Here is a 20,737-nt window from a genome sequence, read left to right on the forward strand (position 1 = left end):
CAATCCCCGTCTACGCTTGTGCCAAACTTTCCAGCTATCGAGGGATGAGGCGTACTCATGGGCAAAGTGCTGTCATCGCGTATCGGCCTGCGTGGCCTGGTTCTTGGCTTTGTCCTGCTCGCCGTGCTGGCCACCCTGTGCAACAGCTTGATCACCGCCTACGGTGTGCAGCGCGACGCGTTGGTGCACTCGGCGCTGGAGGCCAACCGTGCCTACGCCTTCAAGGTCGCCTCGAGCATCGATCAGTTTCTGTACTCGGTGAATGAACGCCTGAAGTACAGCAGCCAGCGCCTTGGAGATGGCTTCGCCAATCAAGCGTTGCTCGAGGAAGAAGCGCGTCGCCTGCAGGCGCAGGACTCGGAGTTGAACACCGTGCTGATCACCGACCCTGCTGGCAAGGTAGTGCAGGCTTACCCGCCTGCGGTGCCGATCGGTTCGAGCGTCAGCTCCGCCGAACTGCACGAAGCGCTCGAACTGCGTCGCCCCTTGGTCAGCCAGGCTTTTACCTCAACCAGCGGCAAGCTGATCGTTTTTGTCTCTCAGCCGATCTTCAGCCCCACAGGCCAGTATCTCGGGCTGGTCGGAGGCTCGGTGTTCCTGCAACAGCACGGCGTGATGCATTCGCTGATTGGCGAACATCACCTGGAAGGCGCCTTCGCCTTCGTCGCCGACGGCAACCGCCGGTTGCTCTACCACCCCGACCAGCAGCGCATCGGTGAAGTGCTCGGCTGGAGCCAGACGGTGGACAAGGCCTTGCTCGGTGACAGCGGCACACTGGAGACGGTCAATTATCAGGGCGTGCCCATGCTCGCAGGCTTTGCCCACGTGCAGGGCTCCAACTGGGCCGTGGTCGTCCAGCAACCCCGGGAACAGGCGCTGGCGCCACTGGGCAAGCTGATGCGCGACATGCTGGTCAGGATTATCCCGGCCGGCGTGATTGGGCTGGTACTGATCCTGCTCGGTGTGATGCTGATCACCCGGCCCTTGCGGGCACTGGCCGGCCATGCCATCGACCTTTCGACACCCAACGCCACGGCGGAACTGTCCGCGATCAATGCCTGGTACGCCGAGGCAGCGGCGATCCGCCAGGCGTTGGTCCTGCAGTCGCAACAGCTGCAACAGAAGATCGGCACCTTGAACGCAGCAGCCGACACAGATCCATTGACCGGCCTTGCCAATCGCCGCGCGATGAACGCGGCACTCCAGGCGCTCGACTCGACTCAACAGGCCTATTCGGTACTGGCGTTGGACATCGACCACTTCAAGCGGGTAAACGACACCTTCGGCCATGATTCAGGTGACCTGGCGTTGCAAAAGGTCGCCCAAGTGATACGTGACTGCACCCGGGCCGGGGACCTGGCGTGCAGGGCCGGTGGCGAAGAGTTCTGCCTGCTGCTGCCGAACACTGCGCTGAGCACGGCCTACGAGGTGGCCGAGCGCATCCGCACGACGCTCAGCGCTACCTCGATAGCTCAGATCGGCACGGTGACCATTTCCATCGGGGTGGCCTGCCGAGACCCAGCCACGCCTGACGCACCGGCAATCCTCAAGCGCGCCGACCAGCGTTTGTACTTGGCCAAACAGAACGGGCGTAACCGGGTAGTGACGGATGATTGCTCGACGCTCAACTGAAGCGCGCACTGTGCATGGCTGTTGGCAGCGCAGTCATGTACCCTGCCTCGCGCCATGCAATCGCCCGGAAATCGATTTTGTCCTCCAATGCCTTGACCCCCCGTGAAACCTACCAGCTGCTGCGTGATATCGCGCTGGGTATTCGCACCATGCGCCGCCTTGGCGAGCAAAGCTGGGCGCAGGTCCAGCCCGGCTTGATGACGGTGGAGGTAGAAGGTTGGGTGCTCACCTTCTGCAACGACGGCGACGCCCTGGGTTACTGCGCCAGCTGTTACGCACCAGACGGCAGGGCCTATGTCCTGGGCTCAGACCAGAAATTCGGCACCGACCCGATCGAGCTGATGAGTACCTGGGAGCACGGCGAGTTGCAGCGGCTGCTCAAGGCACTTTGACGCCAGCCACGGGGGCCTGGCCCTGCCGCTGTCGCAAGGCCAGGTGCTGCCTCAGGAGGGGTTCGGCACGAGCAGAATCTTGCCGCCCCGCTCGCCCTTGGCTGCGGCAGCGACCGCCGCCTTGACCTGGCTCAGATCATAGGTCGCTTCGATGGGCGCACTGAGCTTTCCTGCGGCTACCAAACCAGCCAGTTCGGCAAAAAGCTTGGCCTGTTGCGCCGGGCTGGTGGTGCGGAACCATCGAGCCAGCCAAAAGCCTTTGGCAGTCACATCATTGAATACCAGGTCTCGGGCCGACAGCTCGGACGGCGCCCCGCTCAGCGCGCCGTACGTCACGACGGTACCGCTTTCAGCCAGCGTGGCTGCCAGGTACCGGGTAGATGCGCCGCCCACGGCATCAATCGCCAGCTTGATAGCTGCGCCTTCGGTCGCCGCTTTCACCCGGGCGGCCAGATCGTCGCCATCCACCAGCACAACATCGCCACCCAGCGCAGCGACGCCTGCCACTGCTGACTCCCGCCGTACCACGTTTACAGTTCGAACCCCGCGCAAGGCCGCCAACTGGACCACATAACTGCCTACAGCCGAGTTTGCGGCGTTCTGGATGATCCAGTCCCCTGGCTGCAATTGCACAAAATCACTCAACAACAGCGCTGCAGTCGGTGGGTTGACGGCGAGCATGGACAGCTGGGCGTAATCGGCCACATCCGGTAACGCAATCAAACGCGCGGCATCCGCGACCAGGTGGGTCGCCCAGGTGCCGGAGCCTATGGGCAACAGCACCACCTGGCCGACCGCGATAGGGTCGGCCCCGGGCCCGCGTTCGATCACCCGGCCGACACCTTCATTCCCGCCCACGGCAGGCAGTGGCGGCAGGGAGCCGTACTGGCCAGTGAGCGTCAGCACATCACTTGGGTTGATAGGCGCTGCCATCACTTCAAGCAGTACTTGCCCCGGTTGCAGGTCAGGCACTTCAAACGGTACGGCTTCGATAACGGCTTCAGGTACGGGGCCACGTTCAGTGTATCGGGCCTGGAGTTTGGCTGGCATGGGTCGGTTCCTCGCATTCAGGGTGCCGCAAGACTAGGAAAAAATCCTCCAGCCCGAAATCGTCATAATAGGTAATATGTTTTGTCTTTAAGGCAATAGTGCCCCGAGTGTGATGTGATGGACAAACTGCGTGCCCTGAATTACTTCCTCAAAGTGGCCGAAACCCTTAGCTTCACCGAGGCTGCGAAGGCTTTCGACGTGCCAGCCTCATCGATCTCCCGCAGGGTGTCCGAGCTTGAAGCCGCCCTCGGCGCGCAGCTGCTGCACAGGACCACCCGCACGGTCCGGCTCACTGAAGCGGGTGAACGCTACCTGGAGCAGGTGCGTGTAGGCATGGCCCAGCTCACCGCCGCAGAAGAGCATGTGCGCGAGCGCGGCAACAAACCAGGCGGCACCCTGCGCATCAGCTGTATGGCGGGTTACGGCAGGGTCATGCTGATGCCGGTACTGCAGGCCTTCAGTGAGCAGTACCCGGACATCCTCCTCGACGTGCATTTGAGCGACGAATTGGTCGACCTGGGCGGCGACCAGTTCGATATCACCATCCGTGGCGGCACGCAGCCTGAAAACCGCGTAGTCGCGCGTCGGCTCGACCCGAACCGTTTCGTCCTGGCAGCATCGCCCCGTTATCTAGCGACCCGTGGCGTACCGAAATCCCTGGCGGATTTGGCCGGCCATTCGGCGCTGCTGTATCGCGGCCCGAGCAACGTGCTCAAATGGGTTGGCTTCGATGGCAGCCACTGGATCAACCCCGCTGTCATACCGGCGTTCATCAGCAACGACGGCGCCAGCCTCCTGGCGCTAGCTTGCCGGCATCGGGGCATGGTTCTGCTACCAGAATGGAGCTTGAAAGGTTACCTTGCGCGGGGTGAGTTGGTGGCGGTGGCGCTCGAGCAGCACTTATCCGTTACCCGGAGCGATCAGGTCGGCATTTTCATGCTTTACCTGCAGGCTCGATACTCGATCCCAAAAATCCGCGTAGCCGTCGAGTTCATTCATGAGCGACTCGCCCGACCAGACGAGGGTGCTGGCAGTTGAGCGCTGTTTCTGCTGGCTACGCTACCTACCACTGTTACCGCTGGAAGCCTTGATGAATAAATTGATCCTGCCTGTTGCCATCTTCGTCAGCGTGATCATCGCTGGCAAAATAGCCGAGCATTACGAGGTTCAGGGCAGTTGGAAAATCGGCGTGCTGTGCGTGGTGGCCGCCGCCGTGCAGATCGCGGTGACGCGGTACCAACGCTCGCGCCAGTAACCAGCGCTCACCGCCCCTCAGATCAGGCAATAGAACTCGCTGACCTCTGCAACTATCTGGCCCTTGGCATCGTACAGGCGTGCCTCTGGGGTCAGCGCCATGGAGCGCGCTTCCAGCACATAACGTTCGCCCGCTTTGAAATGCCCGTACGGGATCGTCAGGTAGCACTGGCGAACGGTGGTACCGCCCATCATGCTCATCCCTCCGCCGCCGCCCACCTCGTAGTCGAACCTGACGATCAGCTCATGGCTCCCCGGGCTTACCTGAAAGAAGCGCCCGTCGCTCAGGCGTTGTTTATCCAGACGCTCAGCCATCAGCACGCGGTCATTGGGAAATGGCACCGAGAAATCGACCCAGGCCATCTGTGGATTGGCGGTTGGCATGGGGGCCTGGCAACCCGCAACCGCCAAGGTTGCGAGTAAAGGCATCAATCTGCGCATGATGGGTGTCCCAAGCGTGGTTGCCGCAACAGGTTACTGACGTTCAGCGTCAGCGTTTCGAGCGCAAAGGGTTTGGTCAGTACAGCAGTGTTGGCTTCCAGCGCAGCCCCTTCAAGAATATGCGGCTGCACGTAGCCGGTCATGAACAGGACCGGCAAACCTGGCCGGGACAAACGCGCGGTCTCGGCCATCTGCCGACCGTCGATGCCGCCCGGCAAGCCGATGTCCGTCACCAGCAGGTCGATACGGGTGTCCGACCGCAGCAGTTGCAGGCCGGCGAGGCTATCAGCGGCCTCGATGACCACGTACCCGCAGCTGCCAAGCGTTTCGCTCACGAACATGCGCACGGACGGCTCGTCATCGACGACCAGCACCGTTTCCCCTGGCGAGGCTGACGGCGCCTGCACAGGTGGTCTCGAACGTTCCTCGCGCTCGACCTGTGCGGCGTGGCCAGGTAGCTGCAGGTAGACCCGTGTACCAACCCCCTCTTGCGAGGCGATCTTCACCTGCCCACCCGACTGCTTGGCGAACCCGTACACCATCGACAAGCCCAGCCCGGTGCCCGCGCCGACAGGCTTTGTGGTGAAAAAGGGCTCGAATGCCTTGGACAGCGTATCGGCATTCATGCCAATGCCATTGTCGGCTACGCAGATGGTCAGGAAGGTGCCCGGTGCAAGTTCAGGGTCCAGGTCCGGCCCCTGCTCGAGCACTTGGTTGCAGGTACTGATGGCAATGTCGACGCCCCCTGCGTCACGCGCGTTGATGCACAGGTTCAGCAATGCATTTTCAACTTGTGCAGGGTCCACCAGGCAGATGCTCGATTGCGCCTGCAATGCCACCCGCAGGTTGATCGACGGGCCAACGGTACGGCGGATCAACTCTTCCATATCGCTGATCAAACGGTTCACGTCCGTTTGCACCGGCAATAACGTCTGCCGGCGCGAGAACGCCAGCAGCCTGTGGGTCAGTGAGGCCGCCCGCTGCGCTGCGCCATGCGCCACCGACAGATAACGTTCCACGTCGGCGACACGGCCTTGTTTCAGGCGGATCTGGATCAGGTCCAGGCTGCCGGTGATCCCCGCCAGCAGATTATTGAAATCATGAGCGATGCCCCCGGTCAGCTGGCCGACCGCTTCCATCTTCTGTGACTGACGCAGCGCCGCCTGGGCCGCTTCGCGTTCAGCAACCGCCTGCTCGACCCGTGCCTCCAGGGTGCGGTTCAGCTCCAGCAGTTTCGCTTCGGCGCTTTTGCGCGCCGTCACGTCGATGGAGGAGCCGATCAGCCCGATCACCTCCCCCGTATCGCTCAGCAGTGGGGCCTTGATCGAGAGCCAGTAGGTTGCCGAGCCATCCGGCATGTCCACCCGTTCTTCCACTTGCTCCGCGACACCACCGCGCATGATGCGCTGATCGGTCTCCATCACCTGGCGGGCCTGGGCCTTGTCTTCCAGAAACTCCACATCGGTCTTGCCCAGATAGAACTGCGGCGGCTTGCCGATCAGCCGAGTGGCGCCGTCGTTGGCCACCAGCATGCGCCCCTCAAGGTCCTTGGCGTAGACCACACCGGGTACCGCAGCGGTGAAGGTACGCAGCAACGCTGACATCCGGTCGCGTTCGGCCTCGGCCGAGCGGCGCGATTCGATGTCCATCAGCACGCCCGGGAAGCGCACCGCCACGCCTTCGCTGTTCAGCTCCGCGCGGCCGTTGGCCTCGATCCAGCGATAACAGCCGTCCTCCTGGCGCACCCGGTATTCGCAGCGGAACGCCCCGCCCCGGTCCATGGCGCCCTGGATGTCCGCCCAGACGCCCTCGCGGTCGTCTGGGTGAATGGATGCAAAAGCCTCCTCGATCGCTATCCCTGCCATGCACCGGTCCGCGGGCAGCCCGAAGGAACGGGAGAAACGTTCGTCCGCCGTCACGCGGTTATCGGGAATGTCCCACACCCAGGTGCCGATGATGGCGCCGGCGTCCAGGGCCAGTTGCAATCGCTCGGCGGCATTGGTGGGAAAAGCCTTTTCCTGATCCTGCGCCGCAGACGTGCTGGTATGGCTGGAAGTACCCAGGCTCTCGCGATCCATGATTCATCTCTTCGTTGCACTGCCTGTATGGTCGCATATGACAGCCGATTGCGCAGGTGGTGCAACACGCCTGAGCCGCGTGCGGCTCAGAGCTGAAACCGCTTCATCATCCCGTTCAAGCCAATCGACAAGCTGGCCAGTTCCTGGCTCGCCGCACTGATCTGGTCCGCACCCTCCGAGGTTTGCACCGCCAGGTCCCTGATGTTCAGCAGGTTGCGGTCCACTTCCCGGGCCACCTGGGCCTGTTCTTCAGTGGCACTGGCCACCACCAGGTTGCGCTCATGGATCGCGCTGGCGCCGTTGCTGATCTCATCCAGTGCCTGCCCGGCCAGCTCGGCCACCTGCAAGGTATGTCCCACCTGCTGGCTGTTGCTCTGCATCGACTGCACGACCCGCGCCGTGCCGCTGCGGATGGCATTGACCATTTCCTCGATCTCCAGCGTCGAGCTCTGGGTGCGGGCTGCCAGTGCCCGCACTTCATCCGCCACCACGGCAAAACCGCGCCCGGCCTCACCCGCCCTCGCCGCCTCGATCGCGGCATTGAGCGCCAGCAAGTTGGTCTGCCCGGCAATCGCGCCAATCACGTCGAGCACCTTGCCGACCTGCTGGGACTGCACCGACAGCGCTTCGATCTGCCGCGACGCCTCATGCACATCGTCACTCATCTTGCTGATCGAGCTGATCGCCTCACCCACCCGCTCACGACCGCGACGTGCCGCGTCTTCCGACTGACTGGAGACTTCGGAGGTGCTGACGGTGTTGCGCGCCACCTCCTCCACCGCGACGCTCATCTCGGTTACCGCAGTGGCAGCCTGCTGGATTTCGTCGCTTTGCCGATTGAGGTCGCGGGAGGTTTGCTGGGTAATCGCCGACATCTGTTCGCTGGCCGCCGCCAGCTGGTGCGAGGAGTCGCCGATCAGGCGCAGGGCATCTTTCAGGCTGGCCTGCATGGCCGCCAAGGCGTGCATCAGCTGGGTGGCCTCGTCACGGCCGCTGGCGTGCACGGGGTGGGAAAGATCGCCGCCTGCAATGTTCTGGGCCACGCCGATGGCTTCGCGCAGCGGGCTGACGATGCTGCGGGTCAACAGCCAGGCAAGGGCAATGGTCAGCACCAACACCAGGCCGATGACGCCGAAGGTCAGGTACAGGGCGCGCTGGTAATCGTCGCGGGCCTTGGCCGTGTACTGTTCGGCGGCGTCGCTGCTGAGCTTGACCAGGTTGTCGTAGAGTTCGCCAATGCGGTTGGAGATGTCCTGCATGGCGCCGCTGAGCATGGCCTGCATCTGCGGCACTTGGTTCTGCTCGGACAACCTTTTGTATTGGTCGAGCAGCACGTGGTACTGCCCGATCAGCTGCTGCATCTCGGCAAACACCGGCTTGCCTGCCGCCGGCATCACTGCGCCATAGCCTTTGACGCCGTTGTCCAGCAAGCCCTTGAGTACCTCCAGGCGCGCCAGGGTCGGGGCCAGCTGGGCAGGCTCGCGGGCAATGGCCATGCGCAGGGTGATGACCCGCAAGCCCAGCGTATGGCTGCGAACTTCACCCAGGTAGCGGGTGCCGACGTTGGTCACCTGCTCGGTGTACACCACGGCTTCGCGCATGCTGGAGATCTTGTCGATGGAAAACAGCCCGAGCACCACCACAAGGGCGGCGATCAGGCTGAAACTCAGGTAAGAGCGGGTGGCGATGTTGAGGTGGCGCAGGGGCATGGCGACGCATCCGAGTGGCAATGGAATGTACTGCCCATTACGTTCGGCATGGCTCGCAGAAGGTTTAGTGCTCGAATGCGCCTAGTGCCCGATAATCGAACACTACTCAAAAATGCGCCTTGAGCAACAGGCTCAGCGCATTCTGATCGGTCGGGAACCCGTGGCTGTCCTCGATCCCATACTTGTCCGACCAGTAATCCCACTCGACCCCCGCGTAAAGCCGCTTCGGGGTATGGCCCAGCGCCTTGCCCACGTCGTATTTGATTTGCGGGTTGAAGTGAAAACTCTTCGCCACATAGTTGGACGTGCCCTTGCGCCCGACATCATTCACATACCACTCCAGGTAACCGTCGAACAGAATGTCCGACCTTCCCAGCGGCAGGGTCATCGCCCAGGTCGGGTTTATCTGCCATTGCCCCGATGCCTTGCCGGTGATGCCGTCGGGCTTGCGGTAGTAGGTGTTGAGCGAAAAGCGGTCGAAGCCCGGGATCAGCAGGTCCACGGCAGGGCCCAGGAGGTACTTGCGATTGCGCCCCTCACCGCGCTCGTAGGTGGCAGCGACCAATACATCCTTGACGATGCCATAGCGCAGGTTCTGCCCGCTGACCTTGCCCAGCGACAAGCGCGGGGAGAATTCACCGTAGTAGGTATGCCCGTCATTGCCGGACAACCCGTTCGACCATTTGTTGTCGACGAACAGGAACACGTCGCCCCAGGTCCAGCCGCTGGCATGCTCGAAGGTGATGGTCTGCTGAATGTCGTTGCCGGTGCCATCGACTTTGTAGTTATGGCCATACAGGTAGCTGAGGCTGTTGTCGCTCCACATCAACGGGCCGGCCTGCGCGCTGGCGCTGGCCAAGGCGCAGAGTGGCAGGAAGCTGTGGCATAGCCAGGCAAGAGGGTCGAGTTTCATGTGCATCCCTTGGGTCGAGGTCGGTGAGGTTCACCGGCAAGGGACGCAGCGGACGGACCTCTCCTCTGGCCACAGTGCAAACTGTGGCGCCACCCTTGCCGGGTGTGCGGCGCGAGGCCGCCAGAGCAATGTCCCATGCCATTTCAGGCACTGACCGCTTCTACTCGGCTTAGCCTTAGCAGGGCGCGTGCCAAGTGATCGAATACAGTCTTGGCTGGGAATTGTGGCCAATATGCCAACCCAATGAATACCGATAAGCAGCCATATTGCGCACTTTGATAGCGCTGGCCATCGCTGCCTTGCACCTTCTCGGTTCACGACCTGCCCTCGCCATACGAACGCAGGCGCGGCGTAGGCGACATTGAGAAATTGGCACGCTTCTGGCTTTGTCCACCCTCGAGTAGAAGCGGTCAGTGCCAGGCATGGCATGGGGCATTGCTCTTGCGCCTCCGATGGGGCGTACATCCGAGCGGATGTTTGCACGCGGCCTGATGGCCCTGGGCAAGAGAGAAGTGTCGGCCGTGATCCTGCGTGCAATGCGCTGACTCGTGTGCCCCGTTCTCCCCGCTCGGTCCTGTTGCCGGCGTGCTCCTGAGCACCCCGGCGGATTTCGAATCGAGGTGGAGAACAATCATGAAAAACCGCTTTGCTTTGACTCACCCGCTTCGCTCGCTGCTGGCAGCGGCGGTGCTCCCCGCAATGGTCGGCAGTGCCCCGGTGGCGATGGCCAACGACAAGGTCGTGTTGCTCACCTCCTGGTACGCCCAGGCCGAACAAGGCGGTTTCTACCAGGCCGTGGCCGACGGGTTGTACGCCCGGGAAGGCCTGGATGTCACCATCCGCATGGGCGGCCCGCAGGTCAATGGCATGCAACTGCTGGTGAGCAAGCAGGCTGACTTCATCGTCAACTACGACCTGCAGGTCCTCAAGAGCGTGGAGCAAGGGCTGCCGGTAGTGGCGGTAGCCGCACCGTTCCAGGGTGACCCGCAGGGCTTGATGACCCACGCCGACGTCGCCGCCCTGGACGGCCTGAAAAACAAGCAAGTGCTGGTGTCCACGTCCGGCCAGCAAACCTGGTGGCCTTGGCTCAAGGGCAAGTACCAGCTCGAGGACAATCAGGCGCGGCCCTACACCTTCAACCTGCAGCCGTTCCTGGCTAGCGCTGACACCACCCAGCAGGCCTATGCCAGCTCCGAACTGTTCCAGGCCATCAAGGCAGGCCAGAAACCCAATTTCTTCCTGTTCGCCGATGCCGGCTACCCGCCCTACGGCTCTACGCTGGTTACCCGCCAGGACGTCATCGAGCAGCACCCGGAGCGCGTTGCAGGGTTTGTCCGCGCCTCACTCGAAGGCTGGAAGCGCTACCTGGAAAACCCCGCCGCAGGCAACGCGCTGATCAAGCGCGACAACCCCAACATGAGCGATGAGCTGCTGGCCTGGGGCGTCTCGACCCTCAAGCAATACCAACTGGTGACCGGTGGCGAGGCAGCCACCCAGGGCATCGGCACGATGAACGACGCCCGCTGGCAAGCCACGCGCGACTTCATGGTCGAGGCCGGCCTGCTGGGTGCCGCCGCCCCTTGGCAGAAGGCCTACACCACCCGCTTCGTGCAAGGCCTCAAGGTGCTGCCCGGCAACGTCCAGGCCGCCAGCCGCTGAACCCCATAACAACATTCAACGCCGTGAGGAAACTGGATCATGTTGGTCACCAAACAACCTGTATTGCGCCGCTTCTGGTACGCCCTGCTGCCCATGACCGCCCTGGACGACGGGCCAAAACCGTTCACCTTGCTCGGTGAAGCTCTGGTGCTGTGGAAGCACCCGAATGGCACCCCGGTAGCGATGCGCGACCGTTGCTGCCACCGCACCGCCAAACTGTCCAAAGGCTTTGTCAGCGAAGACGGCAATATCGCCTGCGGCTACCATGGCTGGGAATACGACTGCAGCGGCACCTGCGTGAGGATCCCGCAGAACCCCACGGGCGCCATCCCGCCCCGCGCGGCGGTCAAGGCCTATCACTGCCAGGAAAAATACGGCTATGCCTGGGTGGCCCTGGACGATCCGCTGCAGCCGATTCCCGAGTTCCCCGAAGACGGCGCACCCGGCTACCGGCGTATCTTCCAGTTCTATGAAGAGTGGAAAACCAGCCCCCTGCGGGTCATGGAAAACGCCTTCGACAACTCGCATTTTTCTTTTGTGCACAAGGCCAACTTCGGCCTGTTCGACCAGCCGCAACCGGCCCGCTACGAATTTCGCGAAACCGATTACGGCTTCGAAGCTGAAACCCGCGTGCCAGTGCGCAACCCCGAAGAAAGCTTCGCCATCACCGGCACCCGTGCGCCGATCACCGAGCGCCACCTGGTCAACCGCTACTACCTGCCGTTCTCCCGGCGTTTTGGCTGCATGTACCCGGACAGCGGCATCCACCACATCATCTACAACTGCGCCACGCCGATCGATGACGGCCGGCTGATGCTGGTGCAGTGGCTGTACCGCAACGACAGCGAAGCACAGTGCTCAACCCAGGCGCTGATCGACTGGGACGCCGCGATCACCGCCGAAGACCGCGACATCCTCGAGGCCACCGACCCGGACGCCTGCGTCGATACCCGCCGGCGCGTCGAGCTGCACATGCCTTCGGACAAGCCCGGCCTGGTGATCCGCCGGCAACTGCAGGGCCTGCTCGAAGCCCATGGCGAAAGCGAAGTGTTCGCCAGCCACTGACCGCCTGTTCAGCGCCCCGGTGCGCCGGGGCATACGCAACCGCTCATTGCCCGTGGGGAGAGCGCCATGTTGATGCAGACCCTGTCCAAAGCCAGCGCCCAGTTGCAACTACCACCCAATACCGACGCCGTGGGTGCCGATACGCCGCTGTTCGCCAACCAGGTCGAAAAAACCTACGGCAACGGCACTCATGCCCTGAGCCGCGTCAAGCTGGCGATCCAGCGCGGCGAATTCGTTTCGTTGCTGGGCCCTTCGGGCTGCGGCAAAAGCACCTTGCTGAAGATGTTCGCCGGCCTCGAACAGCCCAGCGCCGGCCACGTGCGCTGGTGGGGCAAGGATGCCCCCGACGGTGACCCTCGCGCGGCCAGCGTGGGCCGCAACCTGGCCATGGTGTTCCAGGAAGCCACCTTGATGCCGTGGGCCAAGGTGCAGGACAACGTGCGCCTGCCGCTGGACCTGGCGGGTGTGCCCAAAGTCGACAGCCAGGCCAAGGTACAGGCCGCACTGGAGCAGGTAGGCCTGGGCGCGTTCGGCAATGTTTACCCGCGTGAATTGTCTGGCGGCATGCAGATGCGTGCCTCGATTGCCCGGGCATTGGCCACCGAGCCCAACCTGCTGCTGATGGACGAACCGTTTGGCGCGCTCGACGAGTTCACCCGCAACAAGCTCGACAGCGACCTGCGCCAGCTTTGGGCCGAGCGTGACCTGACGGTGGTGTTCGTCACCCACAGCATTTTCGAGGCGGTGTATCTCTCCTCGCGGGTCGTGGTGATGGGGGCTCGCCCCGGGCGTGTGATCGCCGATGTCGCCATCGACGGCCCGCAGGTACGCGACGAGGCCTACTGCACCTCCCCGGCGTTCATCGCGCAATGCGCTTACCTGTCCCAGCTGCTGGCCCAGGCCAACGGCGAACCGGCTTGAGGGCCTCTGAATGAGCCAAACCCCTGCTCCCTGGTTACGTAACCCCGCCGTGCTGCGCATCGTCTCGCCACTGCTTGTCGGCACCTTGCTGCTGGGCCTGTGGCAGCTGGCCTGCATCGCCTGGCAGGTACCGGTGTACCTGGTGCCCTCCCCTGCAGACATCGGCCGCACGCTGATCATCGACGGCCCGATGCTGCTCGGGGCACTGTGGATGACCCTGAAAATCACCTTCCTGTCGTTCGCCCTTGCGGTCGTCATCGGCACCCTGGCCGCGTTCGTGTTCGTGCAGAGCCGGGTGATCGAAGCCAGCCTGTTCCCCTACGCGATTCTGCTGCAGGTGACGCCGGTGGTGGCGATCGCCCCGCTGATCATCATCTGGTGCAGCGACACCACCGTGGCGCTGGTGATCTGCGCCACGCTGGTCGCGGTGTTCCCGATCATCGCCAACACGGTACTGGGCCTGCGCAGCGTCAACCCCGGGCTAGTCAACCTGTTCCGCCTCAACCGCGCCAGCCGCTGGCAGGTGCTGCTGCGCCTGCGCATCCCCAGTGCCTTGCCGTGCTTTTTCGCCGGCCTGCGGATTGCCAGCGGGCTGGCGTTGATCGGCGCGGTGGTGGCGGAGTTCGTGGCTGGCACCGGTGGGACTGGTGCGGGGCTTGCGTACCAGATCCTGCAAGCGGGCTTTCAACTCAACATTGCGCGGCTGTTCGCCGCCCTGGTGCTGATCGCCCTCACCGGCGTCGCGCTGTTCAGCCTGATGGCCCTGCTGGCACGCCTGAGCCTGCGCCACTGGCACGAAAGTGAACTGGGCTAAGCCCCTGGAGCCGTACATGAAGCACTATGCCGACAGCTGGCTGATACGTAACGCCAGCGCCATTCTCACCGGGCTGCGGGGCGCGCCTGCGCGTCATGCTGGCCCAGACATCCGCATCAGCCACGGGCGCATCGCCGCCCTCGGGGCGCTGCAACCGCTGCCAGGCGAGCAGGTGCTCGACGCCACCGATTGCGTGGTCTACCCGGGGTGGGTGAACACCCACCACCACCTGTTCCAGTCGCTGCTAAAAGGCATCCCGGCAGGTATCGACCAAAGTCTGGGAGCCTGGTTGGGTGCGGTGCCCTACCGCTACCGCGGCCTGTTCGATGAACACAGCTTCCGCCTGGCGGCGCGTATCGGCCTGGTGGAGCTGGCCCGCTCAGGCTGCAGCACGGTGGCCGACCACCATTACCTGTACCTGCCAGGCATGGCGTTTGACAGCGCACAGATCCTGTTCGAGGAGGCCGAGCGGCTAGGCCTGCGCTTCGTGCTGTGCCGGGGCGGGGCAACCCAGGTGCGCCAGGCCGAAGGCGCGGCAAGCGCTGGGCCGGAAACCCTGGGTCAATACCTGAGTGACGTCGAGCGGCTGGTGCGCACCTACCACGACCCCGCCGCCGATGCCTGGCGCCGGGTAGTGATGGCCCCCACCAGCCCGCCGTATTCGATGCCGCCCGAGCACCTGCGCGAAACCGCCAGGGCTGCGCGCAGGCTGGGTATCCGCCTGCACAGCCACCTGAGCGAAACGGTGGAGTACCAGAACGACGTGCAGCGCCGCCACAACCTGTCGCCGGTGGCTTTCTGCGCGGAGCACGAGTGGCTCGGCGCCGACGTGTGGTTCGCCCACCTGGTCAAGCTCAGCCGCGAGGAAATCCAGCTTTTGGGCGCTACCGGCACTGGCATTGCTCATTGCCCACAGAGCAACGGCCGGCTAGGCAGTGGCATCGCTGACATCGTCGCCATGGAAGCGGCAGGTATGCCGATTTCGATCGGCGTAGACGGTGCCGCCTCCAACGAAGCCTGCGACATGATCAGCGAAACCCACGCCGCCTGGCTGATGCAGCGCGCCAAGGCTGGCGAGCGGGCCTTGCCAGCCTATGCCGGCGGCCAGCAGGAGGGCGGTGCGCATGTTGCCTGCGTGGAAGACGTGGTGCGCTGGGGCACTGCCGGTGGCGCGCAGGTGCTGGGGCTGGATGCACTGGGCACGCTGGAGGTGGGCAAGGCAGCGGACCTGGCGCTGTATCGGCTGGACCAGCCGCGCTACTTCGGCCTGCACGACGTAGGCATTGCGCCGGTGGTGGGCGGTGGCCGGCCGACATTGCGCGCATTGCTGGTAGGCGGGCGCCTGAGCGTGGAGAACGACGCGATCCCTGGTCTGGACCTGGCGGAACTGGGCAGCCAGGCGCGCGAGGCCGTAGTGCGGCTGCAACGGGCGGTGGGGGTGCGGGCGTGAGGTGCCCGCCACGGCATGGACAGCGCCTATGAGATCGAGCGCCGCCCGCGCGGCGCATCGCGGGCAAGCCCGCTCCTACATTTGTTGCAACGTGCCATGGCCTGTGAGGCCATAGTTGCCTGCCTTGTTGGCATTACCCAATTTTTCGGCTGGCGCTGCCGACGCCCCATCTGTCTTCAGCCATGCGCCAAGGCAGACAACCATGGCCTGACTGGAACGGCGCGTTGCAACAAATGTAGGAGCGGGCTTGCCCGCGATGCGCCGCGGGGCGGCGCTCGATTTGTGCATCACCACAAAACCCCAGCCAGGCCCCCGGTAGCCCCAACCCTATCTCCCGACAAACCTATCGCAACCCCTCACACCAACCCATTCCTAATGCCCACCAAGCACCCTACCAACCTGCGCAACCACCTGCCTCGTCGCCTCTTCAACCGTCCCTTCATTCCGGCACAACACCCACCCATTATCAGCAACCGCTCGCTCGAACGCCTCGGTACTGGCCACCTGTTCTGCCAGATTAAACATCACCGTACTGCGCAGCCCCGCCGTGCGCGCCGCGGCCCTCGCCCATGAAATCTCAGGGTCGGTGACCACCCCCACATGCAGGTCTGGCACGCGCACCTCTCGCGCCATGTTCAACCGCAGCACCTCGGCAAACGGGATCAGGCGACGGAACGCGGCATCCGATGGGTACCAGCGATCGATCAGGATGATGCTGTCGGCAGGCTGCTTGGGCAGCACGTTCAGGGAAATCCAGCGACGGCTGTCGGCCAGGCGTTCACACACCTCCAGCTCCAGTGCTCGGCTGGGGTTTCGCACGAGTCGGTTGACCAGCGCCATGGTCTCGGCCCGGCCCGGGTCGTTGTTGCGCTCGCACAGCCGCACCACCTTGTGCTTGTCTGCCCTCAAGGCGTGGGTGACGGCCTCCAGCAAGGTGGTCTTGCCGGTTCCTTTTGGCCCATCGAGCGAAATGAACAGGGAGCGGCCCATGTTCAAGCCTGTCGCAGGAATGCAAGCATGGCCTGGGCATCCGTAAGCTCGAGCTTACCGGGGGCGTCCACGACGACACGCTTGACCACCAGGTCTTCGACCAGCAAGGCATAGCGCTGCGAACGCAGCCCCATACCCCGCGCCGACAGATCCTGGGCCAAACCCAGGGCCTGGGTGAAGGTGCCGTTGCCGTCACCGATCATGCTGACCGTGCCACCCACCTGCAGCGCATTGCCCCAGGCATTCATCACGAAGGAATCGTTGACCGAAACACAAAGCACCTCGTCGACACCGGCGTCTACCAAGTCCTGAGCCGCCGCCACATAGCCCGGCACATGACGCTCCGAACAGGTGGGGGTGAATGCCCCGGGCAAGCCGAAGATCACTACCTTTTTCTGCTTGCAGCGCTCATGGAGTGAAAACGCATTCGGGCCGATCGGGCATTCACCCTCGCCATTGCTGTATTCGTGAAGGGTTGCATCAGGCACCACGTCGCCGGTTTCGATCATCGCTGTCTCCAGGGGCCCAGCGGCCCGTTCAAGTCATCGCAGTCTATCAAGATCACGTTGGCAGGACTGGAGCACATTTGTACTCCATCCGGTTGCTGGACGACAACAAAGTGCCCCATCCGATTGCTTTTACAAAAACCGATACAGGTAATGCCCCGGATTTTCATCACAGCAGTGAAAGTCTTACCTCGTCTCGCTGGTTTTTGCAGCCCGCCAATACAGCTAGCCTTGCAGTACTTCCCTTTACCGAGGTCACGCCAATGAAGGCCGTTGTTTACACCCAAGCCGGTTTGCCTATTCAGGATCCGCATGCCCTGTTCGACACCGACCTGCCCCAGCCCACACCCGGCCCCCGCGACCTGCTGGTCGAGGTCAAGGCCATCGCAGTGAACCCGGTCGATACCAAAGTCCGCGCCAGCCGCAACGCTGAACAACCGCAGGTTCTGGGTTGGGATGCAGTCGGTGTCGTGCGCGAGGTGGGCAGCGAGGTGTCGCTGTTCCAAGCGGGCGACGAGGTGTTCTATGCCGGCGCCATCGACCGCCCCGGCAGCTACAGCGAATTGCACCTGGTCGATGAACGCATCGTCGGCCACAAGCCACGCAGCCTGGACTACGCCAGTGCCGCCGCCTTGCCTCTGACGTCCATCACTGCCTGGGAATTGCTGTTCGACCGGCTGGGTGTCGAGGAAAAAGGCGGCAAGGGGCAACGCTTGCTGATCGTCGGCGCTGGCGGTGGCGTTGGCTCGATCCTGGTGCAACTGGCCCGCCAACTCACGCAACTGACGGTGATCGGTACCGCCTCGCGGCCTGAAACCCAGCAGTGGGTCAGGGAACTGGGCGCCCACCATGTCATCGACCACTCGGCAGCGCTCGCTGAGCAACTGGCAGCCCTCGAGCAAGATCCGGTGGACTACGTGATCAGCCTGACCCACACCGACACGTACCTGCCGCAACTGGTGCAAGTGCTACGGCCGCAAGGCAAGCTGGCCCTGATCGACGACCCGGCGCAACTGGATGTCATGCCGCTCAAGCGCAAATCGCTGTCCGTGCACTGGGAACTGATGTTCACCCGTTCGCTGTACCAGACCGAAGACATGATCAAGCAGCACCAGCTGCTGGAGCGCGTCTCGGCCCTGGTTGACCAAGGCGTCATCAAGACCACGGTCGGCGAGCACTACGGCGCAATCAACGCGGACAACCTCAAGCGCGCCCATGCCCTGATCGAAAGTGGCAAGGCGCGCGGCAAGGTAGTACTCGAAGGGTTCTGACCCACGGCTCAAGGCAGAGCGGCCCGCTGCGGCCGCCCTGCAATCACTCACCGGGCATCCGAGTACGCAACACCCCCACGCCAGCCGGTGTTCTCCTCCACCGTGCCCGCACCGTCCAGATACCCATGCTTGCGAAGATCCGGCATGAGCACCGCCGCCAGCAGCGTGATCGCACTCATGGCGGCAACGTAGTAATAGAACACCGACTCCACCCCTGCCCCACGCAGCAACAACGCCACATACTCGGCGGTACCGCCACACAGCGCATTGCCCAAGGCATACGGCAAACCCACGCCCAACGCGCGGACCGTCGCCGGGTACAGGTCGGCCTTCAGCACGCCGGTGACCGGCGTGTAGAACGCCGCAATCAACAAGCCGCCCATCACCAGTGCAAACGCCTCATACGGGTTGCTGACGTTCTTCAACCCCGACAGCAAAGGCACGATGAAAATGCTGGAGAGCAAACCGAAGGCAATCATGCTGTTCCTTGAGCCGATCTTGTCCGCCAGCATGCCAAACACCGGCTGCAGGCACATGAACACCACCAGCGCCGCCGTCATGATGAAACTCACGGTAGAAGGGTCGAAGCCTGCCGAGACCACCAGGTACTTCTGCATGTAGGTCGAAAACGTGTAGAAGTGCAGCGAGCAGCCGGCAGTGATCGCCAGGGTCAACACAATGGCTTTCTTGTGCCGCAGCAGGGCTTTGATCGAGCCCGCTTCCTTGTGCTTGTCACCCTGCACATGGGCGGTTTCGAGCATCGAGCGGCGCAGGTAGACCACCACCAGCGCGCTCACCGCACCGATCAGGAACGGGATCCGCCAGCCCCAGGCTTTCAGGTCTTCCAGCGCCAGCACGTTCTGCAGCACCACCACCGTCAGCAAGGCCAGCAGTTGGCCTGCGATGATCGTGAAGTACTGGAATGAGCCAAAGAAGCAGCGCTTGCCTGGCCTGGACACTTCGCTGATGTAGGTGGCGCCGGTGCCATATTCGGCGCCCACCGAAAGCCCCTGCATCAGGCGAGCAATCAGCAGCAGCACAGGGGCTGCCATGCCGACGCTTTCATAAGTCGGCAGCACCGCGATCATCAGCGAACCGCCGCACATCAGAAACACCGAGAGGATCATCGAGAACCGGCGGCCACGGGTGTCGGCCAGGTAACCGAAAATCCACCCGCCCAGCGGGCGCATGAAAAAACCGACGGCGAAGATGCCGGCGGTGGCCAGCAGTTGCGTGGTCTGGTCACCCTGGGGGAACAACAACGCGGCAAAGTAGATGGAGGTATAGGCGTAGATGAAAAAGTCGTACCACTCCACCAGGTTGCCGGAGCAGGCCCCGAGGATGGCGCGGATACGTTGCCGGTTGGTGAGGGTGCCGATAGCCGGCGAGACAGCAGCATTATTGTTGTGGGTGTGCATGAGGCACCTTTTGGGATTTATTATTTTTCAAGCCAGTCAAGGGCGCTGGCTTTTAGTCCCAAATCACGCTACGCGCTCTACCACAGGCCTGCCAGACCACCATCCCTCTAGCAGTTATGCCGTGATTGAATAGCTGAACTCAGAGCATGTGCCCCGCCCAGATGCCTTGGTCGACCAGCTCGGAGGCGATGTCGACGAAGGTCTGCCCAACATAGCGCGTGGCCGGGCTGACGTGGCGGTCCGCCGGCGAAACCAGCACCAGCTTGCGCATGGGGGTGGGGTCGATCAACGGGGCAGCGCACAGCGTGCCCTGCTTCAGGTGTGCATAGATGGACGCCAGCGGCAAAGCGGTAAACCCGAAGCCGTTGCGTACCAGGTCGATCATCGCGCCAAACGAGTCGGCCTCCACGCTGGTGGTGAGCTTGAAGCCCCGCTCCAGGGCGCACTGGTCCATGATCTTGCGCAAGCCGTGGCGCGGGCTGGGTAGCACCAGTTGCTCATCGGCCAGCACGGCAAAGGGCACGGCGCTGTTCCAGTCGAGGCCAGCCTCCGGTGGCCCCACCAGTACCAGGTTCTCCATCATCACCGGCTCGATCCGCAAGGTGTGCAGCGGTTGCGGGTCGTAGGAAATCGCCAGCTCCAGTTCACCGCGTTGCAGCCAATCCAGAAGGTAGCCACTGAAGGCAGACGAGAACCTGATGGACAAGTCAGGGTGGGTATCGCGGATGCGTTTGACCAATGGCACGGTGACGATTTCGGCAATGGTCGGCGTAGTACCCACGGCCACCATGCCGCGGAACGCCGCGCGCCCGCCTGCCACCGACGCACGAATGGCCTCGAGCTCATCCATGATGCGCGTGGCGTGTTCGAGCACCTCCAGGCCGGCTTCGGTGATTTCCATGCCACGGCCATGGCGCTCGAACAAGTACACGCCCAGTTCTTTCTCCAGCTGGCGTATCTGCCGGCTGAGCGCGGGCTGCGCCACGTGCAGGCGGTCGGACGCCTTGCTCAGGCTGCCCAGCTCAGCCACATGGATCAGGGTCTTGAGTTGCACGACGTCCATCGATGATCACCACAAACGGCAGTAAAGGGCCTGAGCCTAAGGTTACGCCTCAGTCTAAACACCGGCTCATCCAACAGCTATAGCAATTGGGCATATCAGTTAGATGGCTGC

General features: G+C 63.2%; 19 protein-coding genes. 10 read left to right on the forward strand and 9 right to left on the reverse strand.

Annotated elements, in window-relative coordinates; all coding sequences use genetic code 11:
* Nucleotides 1-57: 57 nt before the first annotated feature.
* Nucleotides 58-1,632, forward strand: coding sequence for a sensor domain-containing diguanylate cyclase (locus ACNQPL_RS10970; RefSeq protein WP_416466706.1), 1,575 nt, complete (start codon nt 58-60; stop codon nt 1,630-1,632).
* Nucleotides 1,633-1,709: 77 nt separating this feature from the next.
* Nucleotides 1,710-2,024 (forward strand): DUF7693 family protein, encoded by a 315-nt coding sequence (locus ACNQPL_RS10975; RefSeq protein ID WP_346613385.1) that lies wholly within the window; start codon nt 1,710-1,712, stop codon nt 2,022-2,024.
* A 51-nt stretch (nt 2,025-2,075) separates the two neighbouring features.
* On the opposite strand, the gene ACNQPL_RS10980 is transcribed toward ACNQPL_RS10975, so the two are convergent.
* Nucleotides 2,076-3,074: a zinc-dependent alcohol dehydrogenase family protein gene (locus ACNQPL_RS10980; protein WP_416466707.1), complete on the reverse strand. Its 999-nt coding sequence runs from the start codon at nt 3,072-3,074 to the stop codon at nt 2,076-2,078.
* 117 nt (nt 3,075-3,191) lie between these two features.
* Here ACNQPL_RS10980 and ACNQPL_RS10985 point away from each other — a divergent pair, with 117 nt between their 5' ends.
* Both ACNQPL_RS10985 and ACNQPL_RS10990 read left to right on the forward strand, forming a co-directional pair.
* On the forward strand, nt 3,192-4,112 hold the full coding sequence (locus tag ACNQPL_RS10985) for a LysR substrate-binding domain-containing protein (RefSeq protein WP_416466708.1): 921 nt from the start codon (nt 3,192-3,194) through the stop codon (nt 4,110-4,112).
* A gap of 52 nt (nt 4,113-4,164) precedes the next feature.
* Entirely contained in the window at nt 4,165-4,329 is a 165-nt protein-coding gene (locus tag ACNQPL_RS10990) for a hypothetical protein (protein WP_346613388.1), read from the forward strand.
* Between the two features lie 17 nt (nt 4,330-4,346).
* Here the strand turns inward: ACNQPL_RS10990 and ACNQPL_RS10995 are convergent, their stop codons facing one another.
* The 4 genes from ACNQPL_RS10995 to ACNQPL_RS11010 all read right to left on the reverse strand — a co-directional run bounded on the left by ACNQPL_RS10995 (nt 4,347) and on the right by ACNQPL_RS11010 (nt 9,469).
* Nucleotides 4,347-4,769: a hypothetical protein gene (locus ACNQPL_RS10995; protein WP_346613389.1), complete on the reverse strand. Its 423-nt coding sequence runs from the start codon at nt 4,767-4,769 to the stop codon at nt 4,347-4,349.
* A complete protein-coding gene (locus ACNQPL_RS11000) occupies nt 4,757-6,847 on the reverse strand; it encodes a PAS domain-containing protein (protein WP_416466709.1) in 2,091 nt (696 codons plus the stop codon). The genes ACNQPL_RS10995 and ACNQPL_RS11000 overlap by 13 nt, the downstream gene beginning before the upstream one ends.
* Before the next feature lie 86 nt (nt 6,848-6,933).
* Nucleotides 6,934-8,556: a methyl-accepting chemotaxis protein gene (locus tag ACNQPL_RS11005; protein ID WP_416466711.1), complete on the reverse strand. Its 1,623-nt coding sequence runs from the start codon at nt 8,554-8,556 to the stop codon at nt 6,934-6,936.
* Nucleotides 8,557-8,662: 106 nt separating this feature from the next.
* Nucleotides 8,663-9,469, reverse strand: a complete 807-nt coding sequence (locus ACNQPL_RS11010) for a hypothetical protein (RefSeq protein WP_416466712.1) — start codon at nt 9,467-9,469, stop codon at nt 8,663-8,665.
* A gap of 633 nt (nt 9,470-10,102) precedes the next feature.
* Between ACNQPL_RS11010 and ACNQPL_RS11015 the strand changes: the two genes are divergently transcribed.
* The 5 genes from ACNQPL_RS11015 (at nt 10,103) to ACNQPL_RS11035 (ending at nt 15,378) form a co-directional block, all read left to right on the forward strand.
* The gene (locus ACNQPL_RS11015; RefSeq protein ID WP_416466714.1) at nt 10,103-11,128 is read left to right on the forward strand and encodes an ABC transporter substrate-binding protein; all 1,026 of its coding nucleotides are present in this window, start codon (nt 10,103-10,105) and stop codon (nt 11,126-11,128) included.
* A gap of 39 nt (nt 11,129-11,167) precedes the next feature.
* Nucleotides 11,168-12,193, forward strand: a complete 1,026-nt coding sequence (locus ACNQPL_RS11020; RefSeq protein WP_416466715.1) for a Rieske 2Fe-2S domain-containing protein — start codon at nt 11,168-11,170, stop codon at nt 12,191-12,193.
* 66 nt (nt 12,194-12,259) lie between these two features.
* Nucleotides 12,260-13,114, forward strand: coding sequence for an ABC transporter ATP-binding protein (locus ACNQPL_RS11025; RefSeq protein WP_346613395.1), 855 nt, complete (start codon nt 12,260-12,262; stop codon nt 13,112-13,114).
* Between the two features lie 85 nt (nt 13,115-13,199).
* A complete protein-coding gene (locus tag ACNQPL_RS11030; RefSeq protein ID WP_346613483.1) occupies nt 13,200-13,928 on the forward strand; it encodes an ABC transporter permease in 729 nt (242 codons plus the stop codon).
* A gap of 16 nt (nt 13,929-13,944) precedes the next feature.
* Nucleotides 13,945-15,378, forward strand: a complete 1,434-nt coding sequence (locus tag ACNQPL_RS11035) for an amidohydrolase family protein (RefSeq protein ID WP_416466716.1) — start codon at nt 13,945-13,947, stop codon at nt 15,376-15,378.
* 372 nt (nt 15,379-15,750) lie between these two features.
* On the opposite strand, the gene ACNQPL_RS11040 is transcribed toward ACNQPL_RS11035, so the two are convergent.
* Complete coding sequence (locus ACNQPL_RS11040) at nt 15,751-16,368, reverse strand: dTMP kinase (RefSeq protein ID WP_416466717.1); 618 nt, start codon at nt 16,366-16,368, stop codon at nt 15,751-15,753.
* Nucleotides 16,369-16,370: 2 nt separating this feature from the next.
* Nucleotides 16,371-16,877, reverse strand: a complete 507-nt coding sequence (locus tag ACNQPL_RS11045) for a peroxiredoxin (protein ID WP_416466718.1) — start codon at nt 16,875-16,877, stop codon at nt 16,371-16,373.
* Nucleotides 16,878-17,137: 260 nt separating this feature from the next.
* On the opposite strand from ACNQPL_RS11045, the gene ACNQPL_RS11050 reads away from it, so the two are divergent.
* Nucleotides 17,138-18,145 carry a zinc-binding alcohol dehydrogenase family protein gene (locus tag ACNQPL_RS11050; protein ID WP_416466719.1) on the forward strand — a complete coding sequence of 336 codons (1,008 nt, stop codon included), beginning with the start codon at nt 17,138-17,140 and terminating at the stop codon, nt 18,143-18,145.
* A gap of 47 nt (nt 18,146-18,192) precedes the next feature.
* Here the strand turns inward: ACNQPL_RS11050 and ACNQPL_RS11055 are convergent, their stop codons facing one another.
* Both ACNQPL_RS11055 and ACNQPL_RS11060 read right to left on the reverse strand, forming a co-directional pair.
* On the reverse strand, nt 18,193-19,563 hold the full coding sequence (locus ACNQPL_RS11055; protein WP_416466720.1) for an MFS family transporter: 1,371 nt from the start codon (nt 19,561-19,563) through the stop codon (nt 18,193-18,195).
* A gap of 139 nt (nt 19,564-19,702) precedes the next feature.
* The gene (locus ACNQPL_RS11060; protein WP_346613401.1) at nt 19,703-20,626 is read right to left on the reverse strand and encodes a LysR family transcriptional regulator; all 924 of its coding nucleotides are present in this window, start codon (nt 20,624-20,626) and stop codon (nt 19,703-19,705) included.
* Between the last annotated feature and the right edge of the window lie 111 nt (nt 20,627-20,737).

It is taken from the genome of Pseudomonas sp. LFS044, from assembly GCF_047978245.1.
GTDB lineage: Bacteria > Pseudomonadota > Gammaproteobacteria > Pseudomonadales > Pseudomonadaceae > Aquipseudomonas.

Coding starts and splice junctions, on each gene's coding strand:
- ACNQPL_RS10970 (WP_416466706.1), top strand. CDS start 58: ATGGGCAAAGTGCTGTCATCGCGTATCGGCCTGCGTGGCCTGGTTCTT.
- ACNQPL_RS10980 (WP_416466707.1), bottom strand. CDS start 3,074: ATGCCAGCCAAACTCCAGGCCCGATACACTGAACGTGGCCCCGTACCT.
- ACNQPL_RS10985 (WP_416466708.1), top strand. CDS start 3,192: ATGGACAAACTGCGTGCCCTGAATTACTTCCTCAAAGTGGCCGAAACC.
- ACNQPL_RS10990 (WP_346613388.1), top strand. CDS start 4,165: ATGAATAAATTGATCCTGCCTGTTGCCATCTTCGTCAGCGTGATCATC.
- ACNQPL_RS10995 (WP_346613389.1), bottom strand. CDS start 4,769: ATGCGCAGATTGATGCCTTTACTCGCAACCTTGGCGGTTGCGGGTTGC.
- ACNQPL_RS11000 (WP_416466709.1), bottom strand. CDS start 6,847: ATGGATCGCGAGAGCCTGGGTACTTCCAGCCATACCAGCACGTCTGCG.
- ACNQPL_RS11005 (WP_416466711.1), bottom strand. CDS start 8,556: ATGCCCCTGCGCCACCTCAACATCGCCACCCGCTCTTACCTGAGTTTC.
- ACNQPL_RS11010 (WP_416466712.1), bottom strand. CDS start 9,469: ATGAAACTCGACCCTCTTGCCTGGCTATGCCACAGCTTCCTGCCACTC.
- ACNQPL_RS11015 (WP_416466714.1), top strand. CDS start 10,103: ATGAAAAACCGCTTTGCTTTGACTCACCCGCTTCGCTCGCTGCTGGCA.
- ACNQPL_RS11020 (WP_416466715.1), top strand. CDS start 11,168: ATGTTGGTCACCAAACAACCTGTATTGCGCCGCTTCTGGTACGCCCTG.
- ACNQPL_RS11025 (WP_346613395.1), top strand. CDS start 12,260: ATGTTGATGCAGACCCTGTCCAAAGCCAGCGCCCAGTTGCAACTACCA.
- ACNQPL_RS11035 (WP_416466716.1), top strand. CDS start 13,945: ATGAAGCACTATGCCGACAGCTGGCTGATACGTAACGCCAGCGCCATT.
- ACNQPL_RS11040 (WP_416466717.1), bottom strand. CDS start 16,368: ATGGGCCGCTCCCTGTTCATTTCGCTCGATGGGCCAAAAGGAACCGGC.
- ACNQPL_RS11045 (WP_416466718.1), bottom strand. CDS start 16,877: ATGATCGAAACCGGCGACGTGGTGCCTGATGCAACCCTTCACGAATAC.
- ACNQPL_RS11050 (WP_416466719.1), top strand. CDS start 17,138: ATGAAGGCCGTTGTTTACACCCAAGCCGGTTTGCCTATTCAGGATCCG.
- ACNQPL_RS11055 (WP_416466720.1), bottom strand. CDS start 19,563: ATGCACACCCACAACAATAATGCTGCTGTCTCGCCGGCTATCGGCACC.
- ACNQPL_RS11060 (WP_346613401.1), bottom strand. CDS start 20,626: ATGGACGTCGTGCAACTCAAGACCCTGATCCATGTGGCTGAGCTGGGC.